This is a genomic window from Vibrio sp. 10N.222.52.B12, from assembly GCF_002875385.1.
Lineage (GTDB): Bacteria > Pseudomonadota > Gammaproteobacteria > Enterobacterales > Vibrionaceae > Vibrio > Vibrio jasicida.
The window spans coordinates 52883-76822 of record NZ_MDAW01000036.1 but is presented as its reverse complement, the minus strand read 5'-3'; the positions used below and the strand labels follow the sequence as shown (position 1 = coordinate 76822).

Annotated in this window: 19 protein-coding genes, 4 tRNA genes and 1 other annotated feature; of the genes, 14 read left to right on the top strand and 9 right to left on the bottom strand. The window is 45.8% G+C overall.

Annotation, left to right across the window (positions count from 1 at the left end; all coding sequences use genetic code 11):
* Nucleotides 1–24 precede the first annotated feature (24 nt).
* From trpCF to BCT11_RS02375, 5 genes are all read right to left on the bottom strand, one after another.
* Nucleotides 25–1464 carry a bifunctional indole-3-glycerol-phosphate synthase TrpC/phosphoribosylanthranilate isomerase TrpF gene (trpCF, locus tag BCT11_RS02395; protein ID WP_102386976.1) on the bottom strand — a complete coding sequence of 480 codons (1440 nt, stop codon included), beginning with the start codon at nucleotides 1462–1464 and terminating at the stop codon, nucleotides 25–27.
* Nucleotides 1465–1477: 13 nt separating this feature from the next.
* Nucleotides 1478–2488, bottom strand: a complete 1011-nt coding sequence (gene trpD, locus BCT11_RS02390; RefSeq protein WP_102386975.1) for an anthranilate phosphoribosyltransferase — start codon at nucleotides 2486–2488, stop codon at nucleotides 1478–1480.
* Between the two features lie 37 nt (nucleotides 2489–2525).
* Entirely contained in the window at nucleotides 2526–3134 is a 609-nt protein-coding gene (locus tag BCT11_RS02385; protein ID WP_102386974.1) for an aminodeoxychorismate/anthranilate synthase component II, read from the bottom strand.
* A gap of 16 nt (nucleotides 3135–3150) precedes the next feature.
* A complete protein-coding gene (locus BCT11_RS02380) occupies nucleotides 3151–4716 on the bottom strand; it encodes an anthranilate synthase component 1 (RefSeq protein ID WP_038880509.1) in 1566 nt (521 codons plus the stop codon).
* Between the two features lie 125 nt (nucleotides 4717–4841).
* Nucleotides 4842–4945 (bottom strand) — a sequence feature (Trp leader region).
* On the bottom strand, nucleotides 4892–5017 hold the full coding sequence (locus tag BCT11_RS02375; protein ID WP_042603980.1) for a trp operon leader peptide: 126 nt from the start codon (nucleotides 5015–5017) through the stop codon (nucleotides 4892–4894). (Overlaps the previous feature by 54 nt.)
* Nucleotides 5018–5111: 94 nt before the next feature.
* Between BCT11_RS02375 and BCT11_RS02370 the strand changes: the two genes are divergently transcribed.
* Nucleotides 5112–5987, top strand: a complete 876-nt coding sequence (locus BCT11_RS02370; protein WP_038871860.1) for a PHP domain-containing protein — start codon at nucleotides 5112–5114, stop codon at nucleotides 5985–5987.
* Nucleotides 5988–6026: 39 nt separating this feature from the next.
* Nucleotides 6027–6647 (top strand): L-threonylcarbamoyladenylate synthase, encoded by a 621-nt coding sequence (locus tag BCT11_RS02365; protein WP_102386973.1) that lies wholly within the window; start codon nucleotides 6027–6029, stop codon nucleotides 6645–6647.
* A 112-nt stretch (nucleotides 6648–6759) separates the two neighbouring features.
* On the opposite strand, the gene BCT11_RS02360 is transcribed toward BCT11_RS02365, so the two are convergent.
* Nucleotides 6760–7470 (bottom strand): calcium-binding protein, encoded by a 711-nt coding sequence (locus tag BCT11_RS02360; protein ID WP_038871856.1) that lies wholly within the window; start codon nucleotides 7468–7470, stop codon nucleotides 6760–6762.
* Nucleotides 7471–7815: 345 nt separating this feature from the next.
* On the opposite strand from BCT11_RS02360, the gene rluB reads away from it, so the two are divergent.
* Complete coding sequence (gene rluB, locus BCT11_RS02355; RefSeq protein ID WP_038871854.1) at nucleotides 7816–8754, top strand: 23S rRNA pseudouridine(2605) synthase RluB; 939 nt, start codon at nucleotides 7816–7818, stop codon at nucleotides 8752–8754.
* A gap of 163 nt (nucleotides 8755–8917) precedes the next feature.
* On the opposite strand, the gene BCT11_RS02350 is transcribed toward rluB, so the two are convergent.
* The gene (locus BCT11_RS02350; RefSeq protein WP_005431208.1) at nucleotides 8918–9238 is read right to left on the bottom strand and encodes an HI1450 family dsDNA-mimic protein; all 321 of its coding nucleotides are present in this window, start codon (nucleotides 9236–9238) and stop codon (nucleotides 8918–8920) included.
* A 2-nt stretch (nucleotides 9239–9240) separates the two neighbouring features.
* Nucleotides 9241–9807 (bottom strand): elongation factor P-like protein YeiP, encoded by a 567-nt coding sequence (yeiP, locus tag BCT11_RS02345; protein ID WP_005431209.1) that lies wholly within the window; start codon nucleotides 9805–9807, stop codon nucleotides 9241–9243.
* Nucleotides 9808–9994: 187 nt separating this feature from the next.
* Here yeiP and BCT11_RS02340 point away from each other — a divergent pair, with 187 nt between their 5' ends.
* Nucleotides 9995–10762 (top strand): nucleotidyltransferase domain-containing protein, encoded by a 768-nt coding sequence (locus tag BCT11_RS02340; protein ID WP_054757123.1) that lies wholly within the window; start codon nucleotides 9995–9997, stop codon nucleotides 10760–10762.
* Between the two features lie 26 nt (nucleotides 10763–10788).
* Here BCT11_RS02340 and BCT11_RS02335 read toward each other — a convergent pair whose 3' ends face one another.
* Complete coding sequence (locus BCT11_RS02335) at nucleotides 10789–13152, bottom strand: DNA polymerase II (RefSeq protein WP_102386972.1); 2364 nt, start codon at nucleotides 13150–13152, stop codon at nucleotides 10789–10791.
* A gap of 429 nt (nucleotides 13153–13581) precedes the next feature.
* On the opposite strand from BCT11_RS02335, the gene uvrY reads away from it, so the two are divergent.
* From uvrY to nspC, 10 genes are all read left to right on the top strand, one after another.
* Nucleotides 13582–14226, top strand: coding sequence for a UvrY/SirA/GacA family response regulator transcription factor (gene uvrY, locus BCT11_RS02330; RefSeq protein WP_005434947.1), 645 nt, complete (start codon nucleotides 13582–13584; stop codon nucleotides 14224–14226).
* A gap of 1 nt (nucleotide 14227) precedes the next feature.
* Nucleotides 14228–16060: an excinuclease ABC subunit UvrC gene (gene uvrC, locus BCT11_RS02325; protein WP_102386971.1), complete on the top strand. Its 1833-nt coding sequence runs from the start codon at nucleotides 14228–14230 to the stop codon at nucleotides 16058–16060.
* Between the two features lie 46 nt (nucleotides 16061–16106).
* Nucleotides 16107–16664 carry a CDP-diacylglycerol--glycerol-3-phosphate 3-phosphatidyltransferase gene (gene pgsA, locus BCT11_RS02320; protein WP_005530466.1) on the top strand — a complete coding sequence of 186 codons (558 nt, stop codon included), beginning with the start codon at nucleotides 16107–16109 and terminating at the stop codon, nucleotides 16662–16664.
* 398 nt (nucleotides 16665–17062) lie between these two features.
* Nucleotides 17063–17136, top strand: a tRNA-Cys gene (locus tag BCT11_RS02315).
* Nucleotides 17137–17157: 21 nt separating this feature from the next.
* A tRNA-Gly gene (locus tag BCT11_RS02310) sits at nucleotides 17158–17233 on the top strand.
* Between the two features lie 80 nt (nucleotides 17234–17313).
* A tRNA-Leu gene (locus BCT11_RS02305) sits at nucleotides 17314–17400 on the top strand.
* A gap of 11 nt (nucleotides 17401–17411) precedes the next feature.
* Nucleotides 17412–17487 (top strand) — tRNA-Gly (locus BCT11_RS02300).
* Nucleotides 17488–18240: 753 nt separating this feature from the next.
* Complete coding sequence (locus tag BCT11_RS02295) at nucleotides 18241–21132, top strand: pyridoxal phosphate-dependent class III aminotransferase (protein ID WP_102386970.1); 2892 nt, start codon at nucleotides 18241–18243, stop codon at nucleotides 21130–21132.
* A gap of 18 nt (nucleotides 21133–21150) precedes the next feature.
* Nucleotides 21151–22404, top strand: coding sequence for a carboxynorspermidine synthase (locus BCT11_RS02290; protein ID WP_102386969.1), 1254 nt, complete (start codon nucleotides 21151–21153; stop codon nucleotides 22402–22404).
* A 337-nt stretch (nucleotides 22405–22741) separates the two neighbouring features.
* The gene (nspC, locus tag BCT11_RS02285) at nucleotides 22742–23875 is read left to right on the top strand and encodes a carboxynorspermidine decarboxylase (protein WP_045416258.1); all 1134 of its coding nucleotides are present in this window, start codon (nucleotides 22742–22744) and stop codon (nucleotides 23873–23875) included.
* Nucleotides 23876–23940 lie beyond the last annotated feature (65 nt).

Sequence of the window (23940 nt, the reverse complement as noted above, 5' to 3'; positions counted from 1 at the left end):
AAATTTTTTAGCTGATATCCAGCTTTAGTAGTTGCGAATAGCGGTGAAGGCCGCGAGCAACTTCTGTGAATCTTTTTTGCCTGGTGCGCTTTCTACACCAGAGTTTAAATCTAATCCCAAGCAACCTAGTGTCGCTGCTTGTTGAGCATTTTCTGGCGACAGTCCGCCCGCTAGCATAATTTGACTTGGGTCGCCGATCAGTGACCAGTCGAACACTTGACCGGTTCCGCCAGTTTGGGTGCCAACTTGCGCATCTAGTAGATGGCGGTCAATGTTGTCTGCAAGCAGTTCTGGCTTCGCATCTGTCACGCCGTAAGCTTTCCAAACTTCTACCGCTGCTGGTAGTTCGGCTTTGAGTTGGTTTACGTAAGCTTGGTCTTCTTGCCCGTGCAGTTGCACCGCTTTTAAGCCCAAAGAGGTTGCGACTGAAGCAACAAAATCGATATCGTGATTTTGGAAAACGCCAACGTAATTCAGTGGGGCACCGCTCATGGTTAAGCGAGCACCCTCAAGGTCAACCGCACGCTTCGACTTCTCGACAAAAATCAGGCCACCAAATACTGCGCCAGATTGATACGCTTTTGCTGCGTCATCTGGGTGCGTTAAGCCACAGACTTTGTTTTCACCCAACGTGACTTTGCGTACTGCAAGTTCAAGGTTGTCTTCTGCCATCAGTGAACTACCAATCAAGAAGCCGTCTGCGTATTCCGCTAAATCACGAACTTGTTGATGCGTATAAATGCCAGACTCTGAAATCACGGTCGCATTTGGTGCTAATTCGCGAATTGTCGGCGCCAGTTCTTTAGTACGATTCAAATCAGTACTTAGGTCGCGCAAGTTACGGTTATTGATGCCGATAACGCGTGCGCCTAGCTTAACGGCACGATGAAGCTCTTCTTCGTTGCTGACTTCGGTCAGGATACCCATGTTCAGGCTGTGTGCTGCTTCTTCTAGCGCTTTGTACTCTTCGTCATTGAGGACAGACAGCATTAGCAAGACAGCATCAGCACTGTAATGACGCGCTAGGTAAACTTGGTAGGTATCTACCATGAAGTCTTTACAAATAACTGGTTGTTTGACTTGACCACGCACTTGAGGAAGAAAGTCAAAGTTACCTTGGAAGTACTTTTCGTCTGTTAAGACTGAAATGGCATCTGCATGGTTGTTGTAAACCGATGCGATGTAATCCAAGTCGAAGTGATCACGAATCAAACCTTTAGAAGGAGATGCCTTCTTACATTCGGTGATGAATGCCGTCTTTTCGCCACTCAGAGCATCGTAGAAGCTGCGGTCCGATGGCAGCAAATCAGACTGAAATGTGCTTAGCGGTTGAGACACCTTACGGTCTGCTACCCACTGATATTTGTCGCGGACAATTTTAGCCAGTACTTCTGCCATTTCTGCTTCTTTCTTAGAAACGTGTTCAGACAGGTTGTCAGCTTGCTGAGTGTTGAAGTCAGTCATCTTCTTCAATTCCTTAAGCGTGTGCGGCAAGTTGTTGTACCAATTGGTACGCCTTGCCTGAATTCATTGCCTCAATCGCTTGTTGCGTGTTGGCTTTTAAATCTTCGTGGCCGAATAGACGCATTAGCAGAGCAACGTTTACTGCCACTGCACCCAATTGTGCGTCTGTACCTTTACCCGTCAGAATATTGGTAATGATCGCTTTGTTTTCTTCAGGATCGCCACCTTTGATCGCTTCTAGTGGGTGTACTTCTAGACCGAAGTCTTCAGGCGTTAGTTTGTATTCTGTGATCTTACCGTCTTTGATTTCGGCAACGGTTGTTTCACCGTGAATTGCTACTTCGTCCAAGCCACTGCCGTGTACCACCGCGGCGCGCTTCATACCCATTTGTAGCATGGTTTCAGCGATAGGACGAACCAGTTCTTCACTGTAAACACCCATCAATTCGATGTTTGGACGAGCTGGGTTAATCAGTGGGCCAAGAATGTTAAAGATGGTACGTGTTTTCATGGTTTGACGCACTGGCATCGCATGGCGCACACCACCGTGGTATTGAGGTGCAAATAGGAAAGCAACACCGATATCGTCTACCGCTTTGCGCGTATCTTCTGCGCTCATAGCTAGGTTGATACCAAATGAATCAAGAAGGTCAGAAGAGCCTGATTTGCTGGAGACGCTGCGGTTACCGTGTTTCGCTACTTTTAGACCACATGCTGCAGCAACAAACGCCGCAGTGGTTGAAATGTTGATGGTGTTGTGACCGTCGCCGCCAGTACCTACGATATCTGCGAAATCGTAATCTGGGCGAGGGAATGGGTTTGCGTTTGCCAGAAGTGCTTTCGCCGCGCCTGCAATTTCATCTGGTGTTTCGCCTTTGATTTTTAGTGCAGTCAGTGCTGACGCCATCAAAATTGGGTCTAGTTCACCACGGATAATGATGTCGAATAGCTGTTGGCTCTCTTCCTGAGTAAGCGATTCTTGCTCGTACAGTTTAGTAATAATAGGGTTGATGATTGCTTCCATATTTCCTCTCCTAAATTTCTTATGTGCCAAGTGCTTTTTAAGCAGTGAGTGGGTTCGCTGAAGTTTGTTCTTCAAGTGCCCATTCAATGGCATTGGCCAACAGTGTTGCTCCGTAGGTCGTCATAATAGATTCCGGGTGGAACTGGAACCCGCAAACTTTATCTTCTTCATGTACAACAGACATTACCAAGTCATCCACTTCTGCTGTGATGGCTAGGCTCTCAGGAACCTTGGTCGCAACTAGCGAGTGGTAACGCGCAATCGCAAGTGGTGATGGTAGGTTTTGGTAAATCGCATGGTTTTGGTGCTCCATCATGGAGACCTTACCGTGAATGATTTCTCCTGCACCAGCAACGGTACCGCCGTACGCTTCAACAATCGCTTGGTGACCAAGACAAATGCCGATCATCGGCACTTTGCCTTTCATACGTTGGATAAGCTCTGGCATTGAGCCTGCCTCTGACGGTGCACCAGGACCAGGCGATAGCAGAACCACTGGGTTTTCAAGCTCGTTCACCGCTTGTTCAATGGTTTGTGCTGGGATGTTATTTCGGTAAATCTTGACTGAGTGACCTAGCGAGCGGAATTGATCCACAAGGTTGTAGGTGAACGAGTCAAAGTTGTCGATAAAAATGATATTAGCCATCTCTGAACCCTATTCCTTATTGTGACTTATGCGCTGCTTGGATAGCAGAGATTACCGCTTGTGCTTTGCCGCGCGTTTCGTCTGCTTCCGCTTGTGGATCAGAATCGAATACCACGCCAGCACCAGCTTGGACTTGAGCAATGCCGTTCTCAACGTACGCTGAGCGGATCACGATACAGGTGTCGAGTGTGCCTTCACCAGTTAGGTAACCCACAGCACCACCGTAGCTACCGCGACGTGCGCCTTCTACATCGCGAATCAACTGCATTGCGCGAATCTTAGGTGCGCCTGTCAACGTGCCCATGTTCATACACGCTTGGTATGCGTGCAGTGCGTCTAGGTCTTCACGTAGTTGACCAACCACACGAGATACCAAGTGCATTACGTGGCTGTAGCGGTCGACTTTTAGAAGGTCTGCTACGTGGCGAGTGCCAGCTTGAGCAATACGAGCGACGTCGTTACGTGCCAAGTCAACCAACATCATGTGTTCTGCGTTTTCTTTCTTGTCGGTGCGCAGTTCAAGTTCGATGCGGCTATCTAGGTCGAAATCAATCTCGCCGTTAGGGCGCTTGCCACGGCGACGAGTGCCTGCGATTGGGTAGATTTCAATTTGGTTGGTATCGGTTTCGTACTTAAGCGCACTTTCTGGTGATGCGCCAAACAAAGTGAATAGCTCATCTTGCATGTAGAACATATAAGGGCTTGGGTTGCTCTGTTTAAGTTCTTTGTAGGCCGCCAATGGAGAAGGGCAAGGTAGCGTGAATCGACGAGATGGTACGACTTGGAATACATCGCCTTTCACTACGTACTCTTTAAGGTCACGAACGATTTGGCAGAAGTCTTTATCTTCGATGCTAGGTTGAGCGTGAACATTCTCAAGTTGGGCTGCACTAGGTAGCAGCTTAGGAGAAGTACATTGAGTACTGATTTCTTCGATTCTTGCTTTTAACGCTGACTTTTGAGAATCATCGACAAACAAAGTTGCCTGCAAATGGCAAGACTCTGTCTGATGATCCACAACCAATAGCGTTTCTGCTACGTAAAACACGTAGTCTGGGCATTGATTAGTTGCTTCTGCATTGCCCAACGGTTCGAAGTTCGCAACTAAGTCGTAGGCAAATAGACCACCAAGGAAAATTGCGTGTTTGTCTTGCTCTGAGATATCGAAGCTGTGTTGAACCAAGCGAAGTGCATCAAAAGATGACGCTTCACGTAGACGAGAATCTTCATCCAGTGTGTCGCATGGTTGTGTAAATTCTAGCGTTAATGTGTCAACGTCAAATTGACGAGAGACATCACCACGGACATTTTGGTTTAAGTGTGCTAGTAGGTTTTTGCCGTTATCCGTGAGAGCTTGCATGGTGACAGTGTGACCAAAGCAGACGATACGAACTGCCGAATCAACCAGTAACAGGGATTTCAAGTCTTGCTTTGAATCGATTTCAGCAGATTCCAGCAATAGGCTGTCAGTTTTGTTCTCACATAGCGTGTGGAACAAGCGAGTCGGGTCTTGAGTATAAGGGACGGAAGCCGTTAGCACTTCAAGCTGTCCAAGTTTCTTAATTTCAATGGCCTTGTTCACAAGACCTCCTTATAGCTGTTTACATCTTCCTGCCGTACATAGTCGCATAAAGCAAACGTTCACCCAATCAAGTTTTGGTCATATTCGATGAATGTTTAAGCAGTTGAATGTGAGATGGACGACAAAACAAAAAGCCCGCTGAAGTAGCGGGCTTTGTGACATTTAATTCTCTAAACTAGAAGTACACGTTCGCCCACCAAGAACTTGTCCAAGTGCGCCACCAAGCAACGTCTACGGAATTCATCTTATTCAGACGAACCGCAACTTTCGCTTTCTGGTTTTGGTTAAATTCTTGTAACATGGTGAGCCTTAAATAGGTACTTCGTATTTGTGTACTAGTTAACTAGTGCAGAGATAAAAAGTCAACCCCAAAACAGCATTAAAACGACAAAAAGATGAGAATTGATTTACACAGCCACACTACAGCCTCGGATGGTCGATTTGCACCGAGTGATTTGGTGGATCGGGCACTAAGTTTTGATATCGAGGTTTTGGCGATCACGGATCATGATACGGTTGACGGCTTAGCTCCGGCCAAGCAATACGTTGAAGAAAATAATCTGCCGCTCAAAATCATTAACGGTATCGAGATCTCGACTGTTTGGCAGAACAAAGACATCCATATTGTGGGTTTGAATATTGATCCGGAAAGCCCAGCATTGGTTGGGCTAATTCAGCAACAGAAAACGCATCGCGTAGCAAGGGCGCAGCTGATTGCAGAGCGTCTACAGAAAGCCACTCGCGATGGGGTGCTCGAAGAAGTTCAGTTAATTGCCGGTGATGCGCCAATCACACGAGCTCACTTTGCTAAATGGCTTGTGGACAATGGCTACGCAAAGAACATGCAGATGGTGTTCAAGAAGTTTTTGACGCGTAACAATCCAGGTTATGTTCCACCAAACTGGTGTTCAATGAAAGACGCTGTCGACGCGATTCATGCCGCTGGTGGACAAGCGGTTTTAGCACATCCAGGGCGATATCAACTTACCGCCAAGTGGGTGAAGCGAATGCTGGCTGCGTTTGTGGAGGCGGGTGGTGATGCTATGGAAGTGGCTCAGCCCCAACAAGCACAACAAGAAAGACGCAACTTGGCTGATTATGCTATACAATACAAACTATTAGCTTCTCAAGGCAGTGATTTTCACTATCCGTCACCGTGGATGGAGTTGGGAAGAAACCTCTGGTTGCCTGCGGGTGTAGAACCAGTTTGGAAAGATTGGGGTATTGATCCTTCGTTGAATGCTCAACCTGACGAAGTCGAAACGCCATAAAAAATATAGAGCCGAGAGGTTCGATAATGAGGAATTACAATGAGCCAGTTTTTTTACGTTCATCCAGAAAACCCACAGGCTCGCTTGATCAATCAAGCAGTAGCAATCATTCGTAACGGCGGTGTGGTGGTTTACCCAACCGATTCAGGTTACGCACTAGGCTGTCAATTGGAGAACAAGCAGGCGCTGGAACGAATTTGTCAGATCCGTCGTCTGGATGACAAGCATAACTTTACGTTGTTGTGCCGCGATTTGTCGGAGCTTTCTCTGTACGCTCGAGTGGATAACTCGGCATTCCGACTACTGAAAAACAACACACCGGGTCCTTACACTTTTATCTTCAAAGGCACAAAAGAAGTGCCGCGTCGTTTGATGAACGCAAAACGCAAAACGATTGGTATCCGTGTTCCAGATAACCGTATCGCATTGGACTTATTAGAAGCGCTTGGAGAGCCGTTGATGTCAACATCGCTAATTTTGCCAGGTAGTGACGTGACGGAATCGGACCCTGAGGATATTCGTGACAAATTAGAGCACGCGGTTGATGTCATCCTTAATGGTGGGTATCTGGGTGAGCAACCGACAACAGTGATTGACTTTAGTGATGGTGAGCAAGTGATAGCGCGCGTAGGTGCTGGTGACCCAGCGCCATTTGAGTAAGCTCGTCAACTCAAAAGCAAATACGAAATTAGCACAAAGCTAAATAAGAAAGGGAGGCGAAGACGCCTCCCTTTAATTTTTGAATCAATGAGTAGAAGTTCACATTCGTGGATTATGCGAAGTCAAAGATATCGATATTGTGGTGCTCAATGTAGTTCATGTAACCCGCATCAATACCTTTCAACGTTACTTCCACATTAAACTCGTCGCTAGAGAACACAGCCCAACCAAAGTCGTTGTATGACAGCGTTAGGTCGTCTGCGGAATCGAGGAACGTGTCGCGAATACCATCGTCGTTGGTATCGAGACCCATATCAAATACAAGCTTATCGTGGCAAATGTTGAAGTCTAGGATCTCTGCTTTCACTTCAATGTCGTTTGAGGAAACTGGCTGATCTGGAACGCCAACCGCAAGACGGTTTGTCATTACGAACGTGTCATCACCACATCCACCAGCAATCACAGAGTTGCCATCACCAACGACGACCGTATCATCACCCCAACCGGCATTGATGAAGTTGTTGCCAGAGTAGTCGAAAATCGTATCGTCACCACAACCACCAAATAGAGAGTCATTACCCAAGCCGCCAGACAAGTAATCATCGCCTGAACCACCAGCCAGTAAGTCATCACCTCTGCCGCCTAATAGAGTGTCGTCACCACGGCAACCAAAGACATAGTCATTTCCGTCGAAACCAACAAACTTATCATCGCCACCAAAACCGACGAAAACGTCGTTGGTATCTGAGCCTTTTGTTCCGGTCATGTTATCGTCTTCTGAGGTGCCAAATATCCAATTTAGGTCAAGATTTGTATGAGACATTTATTATTCCTTTTTATCTGATTAAGGGAGCTAGCAAGCTGAACAGTTATCTTTCTTATAACCTTGATAATTTTATCAGGTGCACCAAAAATTCAGAGGTGTGGACAGACCCATAATAGTGCGGTTCTACCCTAGTGCGGCTTAGTACTAAGTTGGAGAAGATGATGAGTTAAGTGTGAGTTTTAGAGCGAGATTTTAACGAGAGAATCTGGACGATTTCACTTACATTAAATGGGAGAATCTCGTATAATGTCCGACCGAAAAAATCCCATTTACATGGGTAACTTGCAAAATGAAGACCAATTCTGGTCTCGACGTCTGTGAAGACGACACATAGGTAGATAAATGAGCGAAAAGTTACAAAAAGTATTAGCACGCGCAGGTCACGGTTCTCGTCGCGAGATTGAATCGTTAATTAAATCTGGTCGCGTTAGCGTGAACGGAGTCGTAGCTAAACTTGGTGAAAGACTAGAAGATGAGAACAGCGTAGTTCGTATCGATGGTCACGTTGTGTCTGCGAAGGTACAAGAAGAAGTGATCTGTCGTGTTTTGGCTTATTACAAGCCAGAAGGTGAACTGTGTACTCGTCACGACCCAGAAGGTCGTCGCACTGTTTTCGATCGTCTGCCAAAGATCCGTGGTTCTCGTTGGATTTCAGTAGGTCGTCTTGATGCTAACACATCAGGTTTGCTGCTGTTTACAACAGATGGGGAACTGGCGAACCGCCTTATGCACCCAAGCCGTCAGGTTGAGCGTGAATACCTTGTTCGTGTTTTCGGCGAAGTAACTGAACAGAAAGTGAAAAACTTAGTTCGTGGTGTTGAACTTGAAGATGGTATGGCACGTTTCGAAGATGTGGTATATGCGGGTGGCGAAGGTATGAACCACACGTTTTATGTTGCTATCAACGAAGGTCGTAACCGTGAAGTTCGCCGTCTGTGGGAATCGCAAGATACGACGGTTAGCCGTCTAAAACGTGTTCGCTACGGTGATATCTATCTGGATAAGAAACTGCCTCGTGGTGGTTGGATGGAACTTGATCTTAAAGAAGTAAACTACCTACGCGAATTGGTAGAGCTTCGTCCAGAAAAAGAAACCATGCTTGATCTGAACAAAGACAACACCTCACGTAAACGTGAACGTGCTCGTAGCCAAAAAATCCGTCGCGCTGTTAAGCGTCACGAAGAGCGCGTAAATACGCCTAAAGGCCGCAGCAACAACCCTTCTCGCCGTAAGCCAAAGAAGAGCGCAGGTGATCAGGGTGCACGCAACAAGCATCGTTAATCGATAGCGAAAATTAGAAAGGCTTGCCACTTGGCAAGCCTTTTTCTTATCTAGCGTTTCGCGTTCGTAATCTTTCGTGTTTGCCAATCACACGTAACTTTAACTTACTGACATAAAAAACACCAGCGAGAGGCTGGTGTTTTTGATCATGATGAGGAAATCGTTAATCACGTTTCCAAAGCATATGGCAGAACTTATGTTCTGGGTCTCGACTGATTAGCATACGAGCAAACACGTCATCAAGTACGTCATTTTCCTCGTTTACTAAGCCGATTCGAACTTCTGCATACACTTCTTTGTCGATGTCGAAGCCAACATGTTCAACCCAGTCATCACCGGTTTCAACAAGTTCTGCGGCACCACGATCTTCAAATTGCGCGGTAAACAGAATGACATCAGCTGGCTCTAGGTTATCTGGAGCCATTTCAAGGAAGATGTCGTACGCAGCGTCGATAACGTCGTCGTAAGAAATCAAATCAGACATGCTTATGCTCGGCTCATGTATTTACGTTCAGTCGTGTTGATGATCACGCGGTCACCAGTCGCGATGTACTCAGGAACTTGAATTACAAGGCCTGAAGCAAAGCGTGCTGGTTTAGTACGTGCAGATGCAGATGCACCTTTAATTGAAGGGTCAGTTTCTTCAATCACTAGCTCAACAGAAGAAGGAAGCTCGATACCAACAGCAGAGCCGTTGATTAGAATAAGGTGGATACCTTGAGTGTCTTCGTTGATGAACAGAAGCTCATCTTCAACTTCGTTGTGTTTGAATGTGTATTGTGAGTAGTCTTCGTTATCCATGAAGATGTGCTCATCGCCATCAGCGTATGAGTACACAACTGCACGTTTGTTCATTTCTACCGTTTCAACCACATCATCAGATTTGTAACGCTCATCTACACGAGCGCCAGTGTTTAGATCTGTACAACGCATTTTGTAGATCTTAGCACCGCCACGACCACCAGGAGTCGTAACTTCGATGTCTTTAACTAGAAGAGTTTTACCATTAGACTCGATTGCGAAGCCTTTTTTGATTTCACTTGCCTTTGGCATTGTATTTTCCTATTTACACTTATTAAGCAAAACTTGGTGATTATAGCGCTAACTTGTTTGTCTGGCACCAAAATTAATCGTTGTTGTTTAATCCTAATGAAACGGCTGAATGGGCTTGATTCAAAACCATAGCTAGTGGATCATATTGACCATCGTTCGCTAAAAACTCGAGATCGCGTTTCAATCAATGTCTCTCTCTGTTATCAATCCAAAACAACCTTTCCAACCAGAATTTGAACCTCTTATTCGAGAGGTGCTAGCGTGCCTAAAAGGCGGCCTCGGTGCTAACCTGCATAGTGTTTACGTGTATGGCAGTGTTGCGCGAAAAAGTGCCATTGCAGGTAAATCAAATCTTGATCTGGTGGTGGTAACGAAGTCCAGTTTTGACAACAACCGAGCAACAATACTCAACACCATCAAATGGCGAGCGCAGCAGGGACACCCACAAGTTCAAGGTGTTTCTATTCGTACCGCGCTGGTGAGTGAGGTAGCAAACCTAGACAGTATTTTTACTTGGGGGTTTATGCTCAAGCATTGTTGCGTTTGTGTGTATGGTGAGAGCTTAGGCGATTGTTTTGGCGATTATGTTCCAAGTTGGGAAATTGCTAAACACTGGAATATGGATGTGGAAGATTGGATCTCAGTCTATCGAAGTAAGATTAGCCAAGCCAGCAGCGTAAAAGAGCAGGTAGCGGCACAAATCGTGATTGCGAAGAAATTACTGCGAGCGTCTTATTCGTTGGTGATGTATCGAGATAAACGTTGGTTTGATGATCCTGTTGAATGCGGTGAGGTATTTTTGAAGTATCACCCTGAAAAGCAATTGGAGATCGAACGTTTGGGTATCTTGCTGGCTGGTCGAGCAATTCCCAAACGCTCTGTACTTGGTTTGATGGATGGCTTTGGAAGTTGGCTTGTAAAGCAGTATCAAAAAACCGAGTTCCGAATAGGTTAAGCCACGCCATCTATGCGTAGTATCTTCTAAAATAATCCCATTTGAGGCGCTGACAGTTGCTCAAAGTCAGTGCCGATAAACGGCAGAATAGCATCGGCGACCGGCTTTAGTTGTTTATCAATGTAATGTTGGTAATCGATAGGACTGTTTAGGTATTCGTGTGGCTCTGGTCCATTTACGGTAATCAGGTATTCGATTCGACCACGGTTTTGATACTGCAACGGTCTCCCAAGTTTAGCATTGATGTCATCTGCTAAGCGTGCGGCTCGCACCTGTGGTGGAATGTTCTTTTGGTATTCGTGCAGCTTTCGACGTAGGCGTTTCTGATACACCAATTGATCATCGAATTCGCCGCTGTTGGTTTTCTCGACCATTTCTCGCACGTAGTCACTTGGATCTTCACCGTGAAAAACCATTTGATACAAGGTGTTCTGGAACTTCTGTGCCAGAGGCGTCCAGTCAGTTCGAGCGCTTTCTAATCCTTTGAAGATAATGCGCTCTTGTTCGCCTTCGCCAATCAGCCCGGCGTAACGTTTCTTAGAGCCTGTCTCTGCCCCACGAATTGTCGGCATTAAGAACTTGCGGTAATGGGTCTCGTATTCAATTTCGAGAATAGACGTTAAGTTGTATTCACTCCTTAAGTGTTCCGTCCACCAGTGGTTGATGTAGTCGACCAGCGTATTCCCAACCTCATCCGCCTCTTCTTGGCTATAAGCGCCATTTAAAGATACGAAGGTGGAATCGGTATCGCCATAAATCACTTGATAGCCTTTGTCTTCAATCAGCACCTTGGTTTGCTTCATGATCTCGTGGCCACGCATGGTGATGCTTGAAGCAAGGCGGGTATCAAAGAAACGGCAGCCAGACGAACCTAGCACACCATAGAATGAGTTCATGATGATCTTAATTGCTTGCGAAAAGGCTTTCTCGTTATTCTTTTTGGCGACATCACGCGCGGCCCACAGCTTCTCAATCATCTCCGGTAGGAAGTGTTTCGAGCGATGGAACTGACCGCCACGGAATCCCGGGACGGCTTCATCATCTGCCTTGCCGATTTCAAGCTGTAAACCTTCGACTAAGCCCATTGGGTCAATCAAGAAAGAACGAATGATCGATGGATATAGGCTTTTAAAATCCAATACCAAGACTGAGTCATACAGATTCGGAATAGAATCCATCACATAACCGCCTGGGCTAGCGATCCAGTTCTCGGGATGTAGGTTAGGTGCGACATAACCTGCACGGTGAATCTGTGGCAAATACAAGTTAGTAAACGCTGCCACTGAGCCCCCTACGCGATCCAGTTCCACTCCCGTTAAACGTGATCGTTCAATAGCGAAGTCGAGTAGGTGGGTATGGTCGAAAATCTTATTTACCAAAACGCAATCTTGCAGGTTATATTTTGCAAGAGAGGGCTTATCCAATCGGTACATGCGATTGATCTCGTCCATTCGGTCATGCACGTTATGAATTTCTTTACCTTCGCCAAGCAACTCTTGAGATACAGACTCAAGTGACCATGAACGGAAATGATATGTTGCTGTCTTTAAGGTATCGATACCATCGAGAACCACACGGCCGGGAATCGAGATAAACCCTTGCTGGCTTTGCGCTGAACTCCGGAAAAAGCTGGCTTGATCCGCTCGACCAATCATTAGCTTCATACTGTGCCATTCTGCACGTTTGTGTAAGAGGCGGAAGTCGAAGTCAATGACGTTCCAGCCAACAATGACATCCGGGTCGAACTGCTTAAACCAATCAATCATAGCTTCAAGTAATGCTCTCTCGTCTTTCACCCATTGGATTTTTGTTTCTGCGGGCTCCGGTTCACCAATCATGATTACGCGAGAATCTACAGGGCTGTCTAAACCGATTGAATAAAGAATGCCTTTCTCTGAACATTCCAAATCAAGGGAAACAACGTGCAGATTTGGTTCATATTCGCCACTACGGCATTTCGCATTTTGGACACGTTGGAAGCCATTAAGGAACTGTCGGTTGCCCGTAAACTCAATACTACCTTTGATAAAACGTTCCATAAGGTAGCGATCAGCTAAGCGCACATCCCCTTCATAATGAATGATGTCATTTTGTGTCAGAGCATCTTGCAAAGCGAAAGCGTCTTTGGTGTTGTGGGTGTAGCAAGCCGCGAGAGCTGAGTGTTGGAAGTTTTTGAGTTGGAGTGGTTTTACTGACACCTCGAGCTGTTTTGAAGCAGCCAGCATATTGACTTGTTCAAGGTGCGCTTGTTCAACAAAGAACACCGGTTTTTCCCCATGAATCAGCAATTGAGTTGGTCCGTCCTCTGTCGAAAGCCAAAGTTCAATTTGCGTTTGGCCTTTGATGACTCGTGCTTGACGAGTGAGTAGGAAGCCTTGTTGGATATTCAAAAGAGAGAAACCTTATAATTCTTTGAGTTCACTATTCTAACATTAAGAACTGTAAAAATAACCAGTAAAACCCTGAGTCGGTATGGGGGAAGAAGAGCCCATGTTTTCGCTTGTTAGGCCACGTTTGCTCGCTTATGGAATAACCATTTAGGGTTGATATTGCGCACTGCTAAACAATATGAAACCTAGTTGCTTGATTTATGGGAATTTCTGTTGTTAATTAGCTTGTCTTAAATTTCGGCTTTGCAGGTCTTTCACTCAAATAATAGAGTGGTTTATGAATAAGTTCTTGCCAAATTTTGCGTTTGAGCACATATTCATAGAAAGCAATTTTTTGCCTAATGCGTTATTATATAGGCACTCATACTGATATCCACATTTAACCAAGTTATGTGGGTGCAGAGCCAATAAAAGTGTGGAGATACAAGTTTGATAAATGTTTTCCTTGTAGATGATCACGAGCTGGTTCGCACAGGGATACGACGTATTATTGAAGACGTCCGTGGAATGAACGTAGCAGGAGAAGCTGACAGCGGTGAAGAAGCAGTAAAATGGTGTCGCAGTAATCATGCCGACGTTGTTTTAATGGATATGAACATGCCAGGAATTGGCGGCTTGGAAGCCACGAAAAAAATTCTTCGCGTGAATCCTGATGTAAAAATCATCGTACTAACCGTTCATACGGAAAATCCGTTCCCTACTAAGGTGATGCAGGCAGGGGCTTCTGGTTATTTGACCAAAGGCGCAGGTCCTGATGAAATGGTTAATGCAATTCGTGTAGTTAATAGTGGGCAGCGTTATATCTCCCCAGAGATCGCGCAACAAATGGCGTTGAGTCAATTCTCACCAGCCTCTGAAAACCCATTTAAAGACCTTTCAGAACGCGAATTACAGATCATGATGATGATCACCAAAGGTCAGAAAGTTACGGATATTTCTGAACAATTGAATTTAAGTCCAAAAACAGTCAACAGCTACCGCTACCGTCTGTTTAGCAAACTGGACATTAACGGTGACGTTGAGTTGACACACTTAGCGATTCGCCATGGAATGCTGGACACCGAGACCCTTTAGTGTGAATCCTCCCTTCGATTCGGCTTCCTTTCTCAAGACAGTAACTCATCAGCCCGGCGTTTACAGAATGTACAACGCCGAGGCTGTTGTTATTTACGTAGGCAAAGCCAAAGATCTCCAAAAACGTCTTTCCAGTTACTTTCGTAAAAAAGTAGACAGTGAAAAGACCCGCGCCCTCGTTAGCAATATCGCCAAGATTGATGTCACAGTAACTCATACAGAGACGGAAGCGCTCATTCTTGAGCATAACTACATCAAGCAGTATTTACCTAAGTACAATGTCCTACTACGTGACGATAAATCCTATCCTTACATTTTTATTAGTGGACATAAACATCCTCGATTATCTATGCATCGTGGTGCTAAAAAACGTAAAGGTGAGTACTTTGGTCCATATCCTGATTCTGGTGCAGTGCGCGAGACGTTGCATTTATTGCAAAAAATCTTACCCGTTCGACAGTGTGAAGATACGGTTTACTCTAACCGAACTCGACCGTGCTTGATGTATCAAATTGGTCGCTGTGCAGGACCTTGTGTCAGCACCATTATTTCCGACGAAGAATATGCTGAACTGGTGGGTTTGGTCCGGTTGTTCTTGCAAGGCAAAGATAAGCAAGTGCTAGAGCAACTCATCGAAAAGATGGAGTTGGCCAGTCAGCAGCTTCGCTTTGAAGACGCGGCTAAGTTCCGAGACCAAATTCAAGCTATTCGCCGTGTTCAGGAGCAGCAATATGTTTCTGAAGACAGCATGGACGATATGGATGTACTCGGTTTTGCACAAGAAAACGGCATCGCTTGTATCCATATCCTGATGATCCGTCAGGGCAAGGTGCTAGGCAGTCGCAGTCATTTCCCTAAGATCCCGCACAATACCAGTCAACAAGAAGTCTTCGATAGCTTTCTTACTCAGTACTATTTGAGTCATAACGAGGCGCGCACCATCCCTTCTCGCATTATTTTGAACCAAGAGCTAGGTGAGGATGTGTTGTCTATACAGCAAGCGTTAAGTGACGTAGCAGGGCGTAAGGTGCAATTTCATACTTCACCGACAGGCTCTCGTGCTCGTTACCTCAAACTGTCCAACACCAACGCATTGACGGCGATTACGACTAAGATTAACCATAAGATGACCATTAACCAACGCTTCAAAGCGCTGCGTGAGGTGTTGGGAATGGAGTCGATAAGTCGTATGGAATGTTTCGATATCTCGCACACGATGGGCGAAAGTACGATTGCGTCGTGTGTGGTATTTAATGGTGAAGGCCCGGTAAAACAAGAATATCGCCGTTACAACATCACGGGCATTACAGGTGGTGATGACTATGCTGCGATGGGGCAGGCGTTAGAGCGTCGTTATTCAAAGCAGTTGGACGTAGAAAAGATCCCAGACATCATCTTTATCGATGGTGGTAAAGGTCAGCTAAATAGATCTCATGAGATCATTTCGCAATATTGGGGAGACTGGCCAAAGCGTCCAACGATGATCGGTATCGCAAAAGGGGTAACCCGTAAGCCGGGGCTTGAAACCTTAATTACCGTAGATGGTGAGGAGTTTAACTTGCCAAGTGATGCGCCAGCACTGCACCTCATTCAACATATTCGCGATGAAAGCCATAATCATGCTATTGCAGGTCATAGAGCCAAACGCGGAAAAACCAGACGTACCAGTGCGTTAGAAGGGATTGAAGGCGTTGGTCCCAAACGTCGTCAAGCTTTGCTGAAATACATGGGCGGTTTACAAGAACTCAAGCGGGCAAGTGTCGAAGAAATCGCCAAAGTGCCAGGAATTAGTCACTCTTTGGCAGAAATTATTTTCCAAGCATTGAAACAATAAGGAAAATCCCGCAACATTAACACGCAATGTGTAAGAGAATAATAAAATGCGTTTGAATATCCCGAACATTCTGTCTCTACTTAGACTGTTCCTAATCCCAGTTTTCGTGGTTGTTTTCTATCTACCTTACTCTTGGGCTCCTTTTGCTGCGGCAATGGTTTTCTGGGTTGCGGGTTTTACCGATTGGTTAGATGGCATGTTAGCCCGTAAGTTAGGCCAAACCTCTCGATTCGGTGCTTTCATTGACCCAGTAGCAGACAAGGTACTGGTGGCGACAGCGCTGATTTTGATTACTGAGCATTACCACTCGATTTGGGTAACGATTCCAGCAGTCACAATGATTGCTCGTGAAATCATCATCTCTGCATTGCGTGAATGGATGGCAGAAATCGGTAAACGTGCGAGTGTTGCGGTTTCTTGGGTCGGCAAAGTCAAAACCGTATCTCAGATGTTCGCCCTTTGGGTTTTGATCTGGCGTTACGACGACTGGATGGTATGGCTTGGCTTTGGAGCGCTTTACGTTGCCACGTTCTTAACATACTGGTCTATGGTTCAATACCTAGCTGCGGCGAAAGATGATTTACTTAATGAAGAACATCACTAAGTAATCGAAACAGATGAATTTAGAAAGCAGGCTATTAGCCTGCTTTTTTATTGCTTGAGAGAAAGCAGCCTTAATAGTAACTGTGATCTAAGTCTGGTTTTTACTCGCTGGGCCGTGGTCGGATACTCAAGTACGAATTTCTCTACTGTTGGGGGCTAGCGGAATACATGATAAAGGGAGGGAAAATAGCCCAAAATTCATGATAAACAAGTGTATTTGGGAGATTCTCAGTATTAAAACTAATCAATTTACCGTCTTTCGCACAAAATCTGGTCAAACGATTTAAAAAAATAAAAATAGTGTTGACTCGATCGCTCGAATCCGTAGAATGCATCCCGTACCCAAGAGAGCATTGCTCGAAAGGGTGGTGAAAGAAGTTGACCTTCCTTCACAAATGAGGCGCCTTGGCAGAGTGGCTATGCAGCGGATTGCAAATCCGTGGACCTCGGTTCGACTCCGGGAGGCGCCTCCATTATTCTCTTTGAGAATGAATGCGACACTAGCTCAGTTGGTAGAGCGCAACCTTGCCAAGGTTGAGGTCACGAGTTCGAACCTCGTGTGTCGCTCCAAATAAAAATGATATGGCGTTAAGCGGTATCAGACGATGGTGTTTTACTTTTCTGTAAAGGCATCACAAAGAAATTTGTGTGCCCTGGTGGTGGAATTGGTAGACACAAGGGATTTAAAATCCCTCGACGTTCGCGTTGTGCCGGTTCAAGTCCGGCCCGGGGCACCATCTCAAAATCTGCGACACTAGCTCAGTTGGTAGAGCGCAACCTTGCCAAGGTTGAGGTCACGAGTTCGAACCTCGTGTGTCGCTCCAGATTCGAAAGCCCAGCATTTATGCTGGGCTTTTTCGTATCTATCATTCCGCATGGCTGTTTTCATCAAGGCTTCATTTTTAGTGGTGGGCTTTGAATATGCCTCTCACGCTTTTTCTTTTCAGATCTTCTGAGCCGTTTCTTCCGTTCCTCGAATCGCTGTTATCGATAGTCTGTTTCCTCTAAAGCACGAACCTTTGCGGTGCAAAACTGCAGCGATACGGTTTGATATGATTAAAAATGAATGGAGTAAACGTTTGCTGTTGTTTGTGATCTCAATCAATATGCAACCTGTGAAAACATATTGCCAGAAGATTTTATTTTGTGATAAATTCGCGCGCAATCTCGGAGCGTAACTTTTACGACATTTGATTCTCTGGGGGATACGCGTAGTGACCATTCAAGCTGATTGTGACACTACGTAGGGTAGGTATCGGCAAAGCCATTTGTCGATAGACGGGATACTAATGCTGTAAACGCAGCATGTTTATGGGAAACCCAACATTGAAACCTTTTAACAACCACACACTAATCAGCTTCATACTGCCGAAATGTCCTGTTTTACAAAATGGGTGCATTACGGAACCTTGATTACTTCCCAATATTTATAAAAGTCGCGCTTGTCGTGACGGGTTATCTGTATTTGTCATTTAAGTAATGACGAATGCGGAGGTGTATCTGTATCTCCTGTTATTTAATACTAACGATAATAAATACAGGAAAGAGAATCATTATAATTCAAGGGATTATGTAGTATGAGCACTGCCTTTGAAGTCGATAATACTATCGCAAACTTTTTTTCTTCCCAGGTTCCTGTAGTTGAAGGAACGTATGATTTAACGCCAGATCAAATTCTTATTGATCAGGCGGAGCATGAATCTGAGGTTCGATCTTATCCACGTCGTCTGCCAATCGCGATAAAACAAGCCTATGGTTGTTTGGTTGAAGACACTCGTGGTCAAATCTTCTTAGACTGTCTTGCGGGGGCGGGCACTTTGGCTCTGGGTTATAATCACCCAGAAATCAACCAAGCGCTAAAAGAACAATTGGATTCTGGTTTGCCGTACCAGACTCTGGATATCGCAACATCTGCGAAAACGCATTTCATTAAGTCTGTTAAAGGCTTCCTACCTCAAGAGTTGAGCGACAACTGTGTGATTCAGTTTTGTGGCCCTTCTGGTGCAGATGCTGTTGAAGCCGCGATCAAACTGGCGAAGCAAACCACAGGTCGTAATACCATGTTTGCTTTTCGCGGTGCCTACCACGGCATGACGAACGGCACTATGGGCATGATGGGTAACTTGGGCACTAAGGCTCGTCGTACCGGTTTGATGTCAGACGTACACTTTATGCCCTTCCCATACAGCTTACGTTGTCCGTTTGGTCTAGGCGGTGACGAGGGTGCGAAAGCGAGTATTCGTTACATCGAGCGTCTACTGAACGACGACGAAGCAGGCATCATGAAACCTGCTGCAATCATTGCAGAACCGGTACAAGGTGAGGGCGGTGTTATTCCTGCTCCTGCGTTCTGGCTACGTGAACTACGCCGTATTTGTGATGATCATGGTATCTTGTTGATCTTCGATGAAATTCAATGTGGTGTTGGCAAGTCGGGCTACAACTTCGCGTTTGAAGAAGCGGGTATTGTTCCTGATATTTTATGTTTGTCTAAAGCGATCGGTGGTGGCTTGCCAATGTCACTATTGGTGATCAACAAACAACACGATACATGGAAGCCAGGTGAGCACACTGGTACTTTCCGTGGCAACCAGTTAGCAATGGTGTCAGGTGCGAAAGCACTAGAAATCATCCAGCGCGACAACCTTGTAGAGCATGCAAACGTTGCAGGCCAGTACCTACGCTTTGGTCTTGAGAGCATTCAAAAACGCGTTAACTGTATTGCAGATGTTCGCGGTAAAGGCTTAATGCTGGGTGTAGAAATTAAGAGTCCAAACGGCGAACTAAATAAGTTCGGCGAGTCTTTGTCGGATGGCCAACTTACCCTAGATATTCAACGCGCGGCACTTGAACGTGGCTTGATGGTAGAAAAGGGCGGCCGTGACGGCTCTGTGATTCGTTTCCTTCCACCACTTATCATCTCTTTCGAGCAAATCGACTTTGCCCTCCGAGTATTGGAAGACGCCATTATCGCGGCGGGTGGTAGCCACGTTGAAACAGACCCACAAGAAGAGTGGAAGAAGCACTTCATTCAAACCGGTGAGCTTGGTGGTACTGAGTTTGCGTCTGTGATGAATCACATGACTTCAGCAATGAAGTCAGTGTTTGAGCAGGTGAATTCACCATACTCGGGGATGGAGCCAAAATTGCTGGAAGCGGCGATTAACGCGGTCGACCTAGACAACAAAAACGCATCGCTAAAATCAGTGATTGATGAATCAGCAGAGCTTGTTGCGAAGAATGCGATTTTCACTCAGCACCCTGATTGTATTGCTCACTTGCATACGCCTCCTCTCATGCCTGCGGTAGCGGCAGAAGCCATGATTGCAGCGTTGAACCAATCAATGGATTCATGGGATCAAGCATCGTCTGCGACTTACGTTGAGCAGAAGGTAATTAACTGGCTGTGTGACAAATTCGAGCTTGGTGATAAGGCGGATGGCATCTTCACTAGCGGCGGTACACAAAGTAACCAGATGGGCCTGATGCTGGCGCGTGACTGGATTGCAGACAAGCTAAGCAACCACTCAATCCAAAAGCTCGGTCTTCCTGATTACGCAGACAAACTGCGCATTGTGTGTTCTAAGAAATCACACTTCACGGTTCAAAAGTCAGCATCTTGGATGGGGCTAGGTGAGAAAGCCGTGATGACCGTCGATGCGAACGCTGACGGCACAATGGACATTACTCAGTTAGATCATGTTCTAACGCAGGCAAAAGCAGAAGGTTTGATTCCATTCGCTATTGTTGGCACAGCGGGTACGACTGATCACGGTGCAATTGACGATTTAGATTTCATTGCTGATATGGCAGCGAAACACGAAATGTGGATGCACGTGGATGGCGCTTACGGTGGTGCATTGATTCTTAGCAGCTACAAATCACGCCTGAAGGGTGTAGAGCGTGCACACTCAATCAGTGTCGACTTCCACAAACTGTTCTACCAAACAATCAGTTGTGGCGCGTTGCTGGTGAACGACAAGTCGAACTTTAAGTTCTTACTTCATCATGCTGACTACCTAAACCGTGAACATGATGAGCTACCAAACTTGGTCGACAAATCTATTGTAACCACGAAGCGCTTTGATGCATTGAAAGTCTTTATGACGATGCAAAACGTCGGTCCTAAGACGCTTGGTGATATGTACGACCACTTATTGGTACAAACGCAGCAAGTTGCTGACATGATTCGCAACCACGAGCAGTTCGAACTTCTCGCTGAACCAGCACTTTCTACTGTTCTATTCCGTGCAACAAACGTTCCCGTAACAAACACGTGTGCGGATCTAGATGAACTGAACAAAGCATTGCGTCTTGAAGCGCTGACTCGCGGTATTGCAGTTCTTGGTGAAACCATTGTTGATGGTAAGACCGCTCTTAAATTTACGATTTTGAATCCTTGTTTGACGACAGCGGACTTTGAATCTTTGCTCTTGAAAATCAACACGCTAGCAGTTGAGCTAGTTTAATAAAGGTAACGGAAAACTATGGCAGTTCTACAGATTGGTGCAGGCGGCGTTGGCTGGGTTGTTGCACATAAAGCAGCACAAAATAACGACGTTCTGGGTGATATCACAATCGCATCACGTACTATCGGTAAGTGTCAGAAGATCATCGAATCGATTCAGAAGAAAAACAACCTGAAAGATTCAGCTAAGAAACTAGACGCGCGTGCAGTGAATGCTGACGACGTAGATTCTCTGGTTGCTCTTATTGAAGAAGTAAAACCGGATCTAGTGATTAACGCGGGTCCTCCGTGGGTTAACATGCCAATCATGGAAGCGTGTTACCGAGCAAAAGTTTCATACTTAGATACATCAGTAGCAGTAGACCTATGTTCTGAAGGCCAACAAGTACCAGAAGCTTACGATTGGCAGTGGGGCTACCGTGAGAAGTTCGAAGAAGCGGGTATCACAGGTATCCTAGGTGCGGGTTTCGATCCAGGCGTAGTATCAGTATTTGCGGCGTACGCAGTGAAGCATCTGTTTGATGAAATTGACACTATCGACGTAATGGACGTGAACGCAGGCGACCACGGTAAGAAGTTTGCGACGAACTTTGACCCAGAAACGAACATGCTTGAGATCCAAGGCGATTCGTTCTACTGGGAAAACGGCGAGTGGAAACAAGTACCTTGTCACTCTCGTATGCTAGAGTTCGATTTCCCGAACTGTGGTTCACACAAAGTGTACTCAATGGCGCACGATGAAGTTCGCTCAATGAAAGAGTTTATCCCTGCGAAACGCATTGAATTCTGGATGGGTTTCGGTGACCGTTACCTAAACTACTTCAATGTAATGCGTGATATTGGCCTATTGAGCCCAGATCCGCTAACGCTACACGATGGTACAGTCGTTCAACCTCTTCATGTACTAAAAGCGATGTTGCCAGATCCAACGTCTTTAGCGCCAGGCTACACTGGCCTAACGTGTATCGGTACTTGGGTTCAAGGTAAGAAAGACGGCAAAGAGCGTAGCGTGTTTATCTACAACAACGCAGACCACGAAGTGGCTTACGAAGATGTAGAACACCAAGCGATCTCTTACACAACAGGTGTGCCAGCAATTACAGCTGCGTTGCAATTCTTCCGCGGCGAATGGGCAGATAAAGGTGTGTTCAACATGGAACAGCTAAACCCAGACCCGTTCCTAGAAACAATGCCAACTATCGGTCTTGATTGGCATGTTCAGGAATTAGAAGCAGGTCAAGGTTTGCCGCTGATTCACGAACTGAACAAATAAGTTTAAGGTTAAACTTATTTAGATTACTCGAGCAGTCATGGCGTGAAGCCGTGGCTGCTTTTGTCGTATTTAAGGTTAACCCCTCCCAGCCTCCCCTTGAAAAGGGGAGGAGCAAAGAAAGGCCGAGCTTAGTTTCAAATCTTCCACTTTTAAAAGGGGGGAAGTTGAGGCAAACCGAGTACAGTTTCCACTTTCCTTTTTAAGGGGAGTAGCAGAAACAGACTGATCGTGGTTTCAATCTCTCCACTTTTTTGGCAAGAGTAGAGGTGGCTTGGTTTAATCCTCCCCCTTTCTAAGGGGGAGTTAGAGGGGGTTAATCGTTGATAAATGGTTAGTTATGAGCAAAGAACAACTGAAAACCCCGTACTTCATGATCAATGAAGACAAGTTGGTTGAGAACTTAGAGAAAGCAAAACAGCTGAAAGATATCTCTGGTGTGAAGCTGGTGTTGGCACTTAAGTGCTTCTCAACATGGGGTGTGTTCGACATCATCAAGCCTTACCTAGACGGGACAACCAGCTCTGGTCCGTTTGAAGTAAAGCTTGGCTACGAAACTTTCGGCGGTGAGACGCACGCATACAGCGTGGGTTATAGCGAAGATGATGTCCGTGAAGTAGCAGATATCTGCGACAAGATGATCTTCAACTCTCAGTCACAGCTGGCGGCATACCGTCATATTGTTGAAGGTAAAGCATCGATTGGTTTGCGTCTAAACCCAGGTGTAAGCTACGCGGGTCAAGATTTAGCGAACCCAGCACGCCAATACTCTCGTTTGGGCGTACAAGCTGACCACATCAAGCCAGAAATTTTCGATGGTATTGATGGCGTGATGTTCCACATGAACTGTGAGAACAAAGACGTAGACGCATTTATCGGCTTGCTTGATTCGATCTCAGAGCAGTTTGGCGAGTACCTAAACAAGCTAGACTGGGTAAGCATGGGCGGTGGTGTATTCTTCACATGGCCGGGCTACGACATCGAGAAGCTAGGTCTTGCGCTAAAAGCTTTCTCAGAAAAACATGGTGTGCAAATGTACCTAGAGCCGGGTGAAGCCATCATTACCAAGACCACGGATCTTGTCGTGACTGTAGTAGATATCGTTGAGAACGTGAAGAAGACAGCGATTGTGGATTCGGCAACGGAAGCGCATAGACTAGATACCTTGATTTACAATGAGCCAGCGTCAATTCTGGAAGCGTCTGAAAGCGGCGAGCATGAATACGTGATTGGTTCGTGTTCTTGTCTGGCCGGTGACCAGTTCTGTGTGGCGAACTTTGAGCAACCACTAGAGATTGGTCAGCGTCTGCACATTCTGGATAGCGCGGGTTACACCATGGTGAAGCTGAACTGGTTTAACGGTCTACGTATGCCGTCTGTGTACTGCGAGCGTTCAAGCGGCGAGATTCAAAAACTGAACGAGTTTGATTACTCCGATTTCAAACGTTCGTTGTCTCAATGGACAGTGAAGTAATTACCAAATTGTCCAAGATAAATCAAAAAAGAGCAGCATAACGCTGCTCTTTTTATTGGATGATA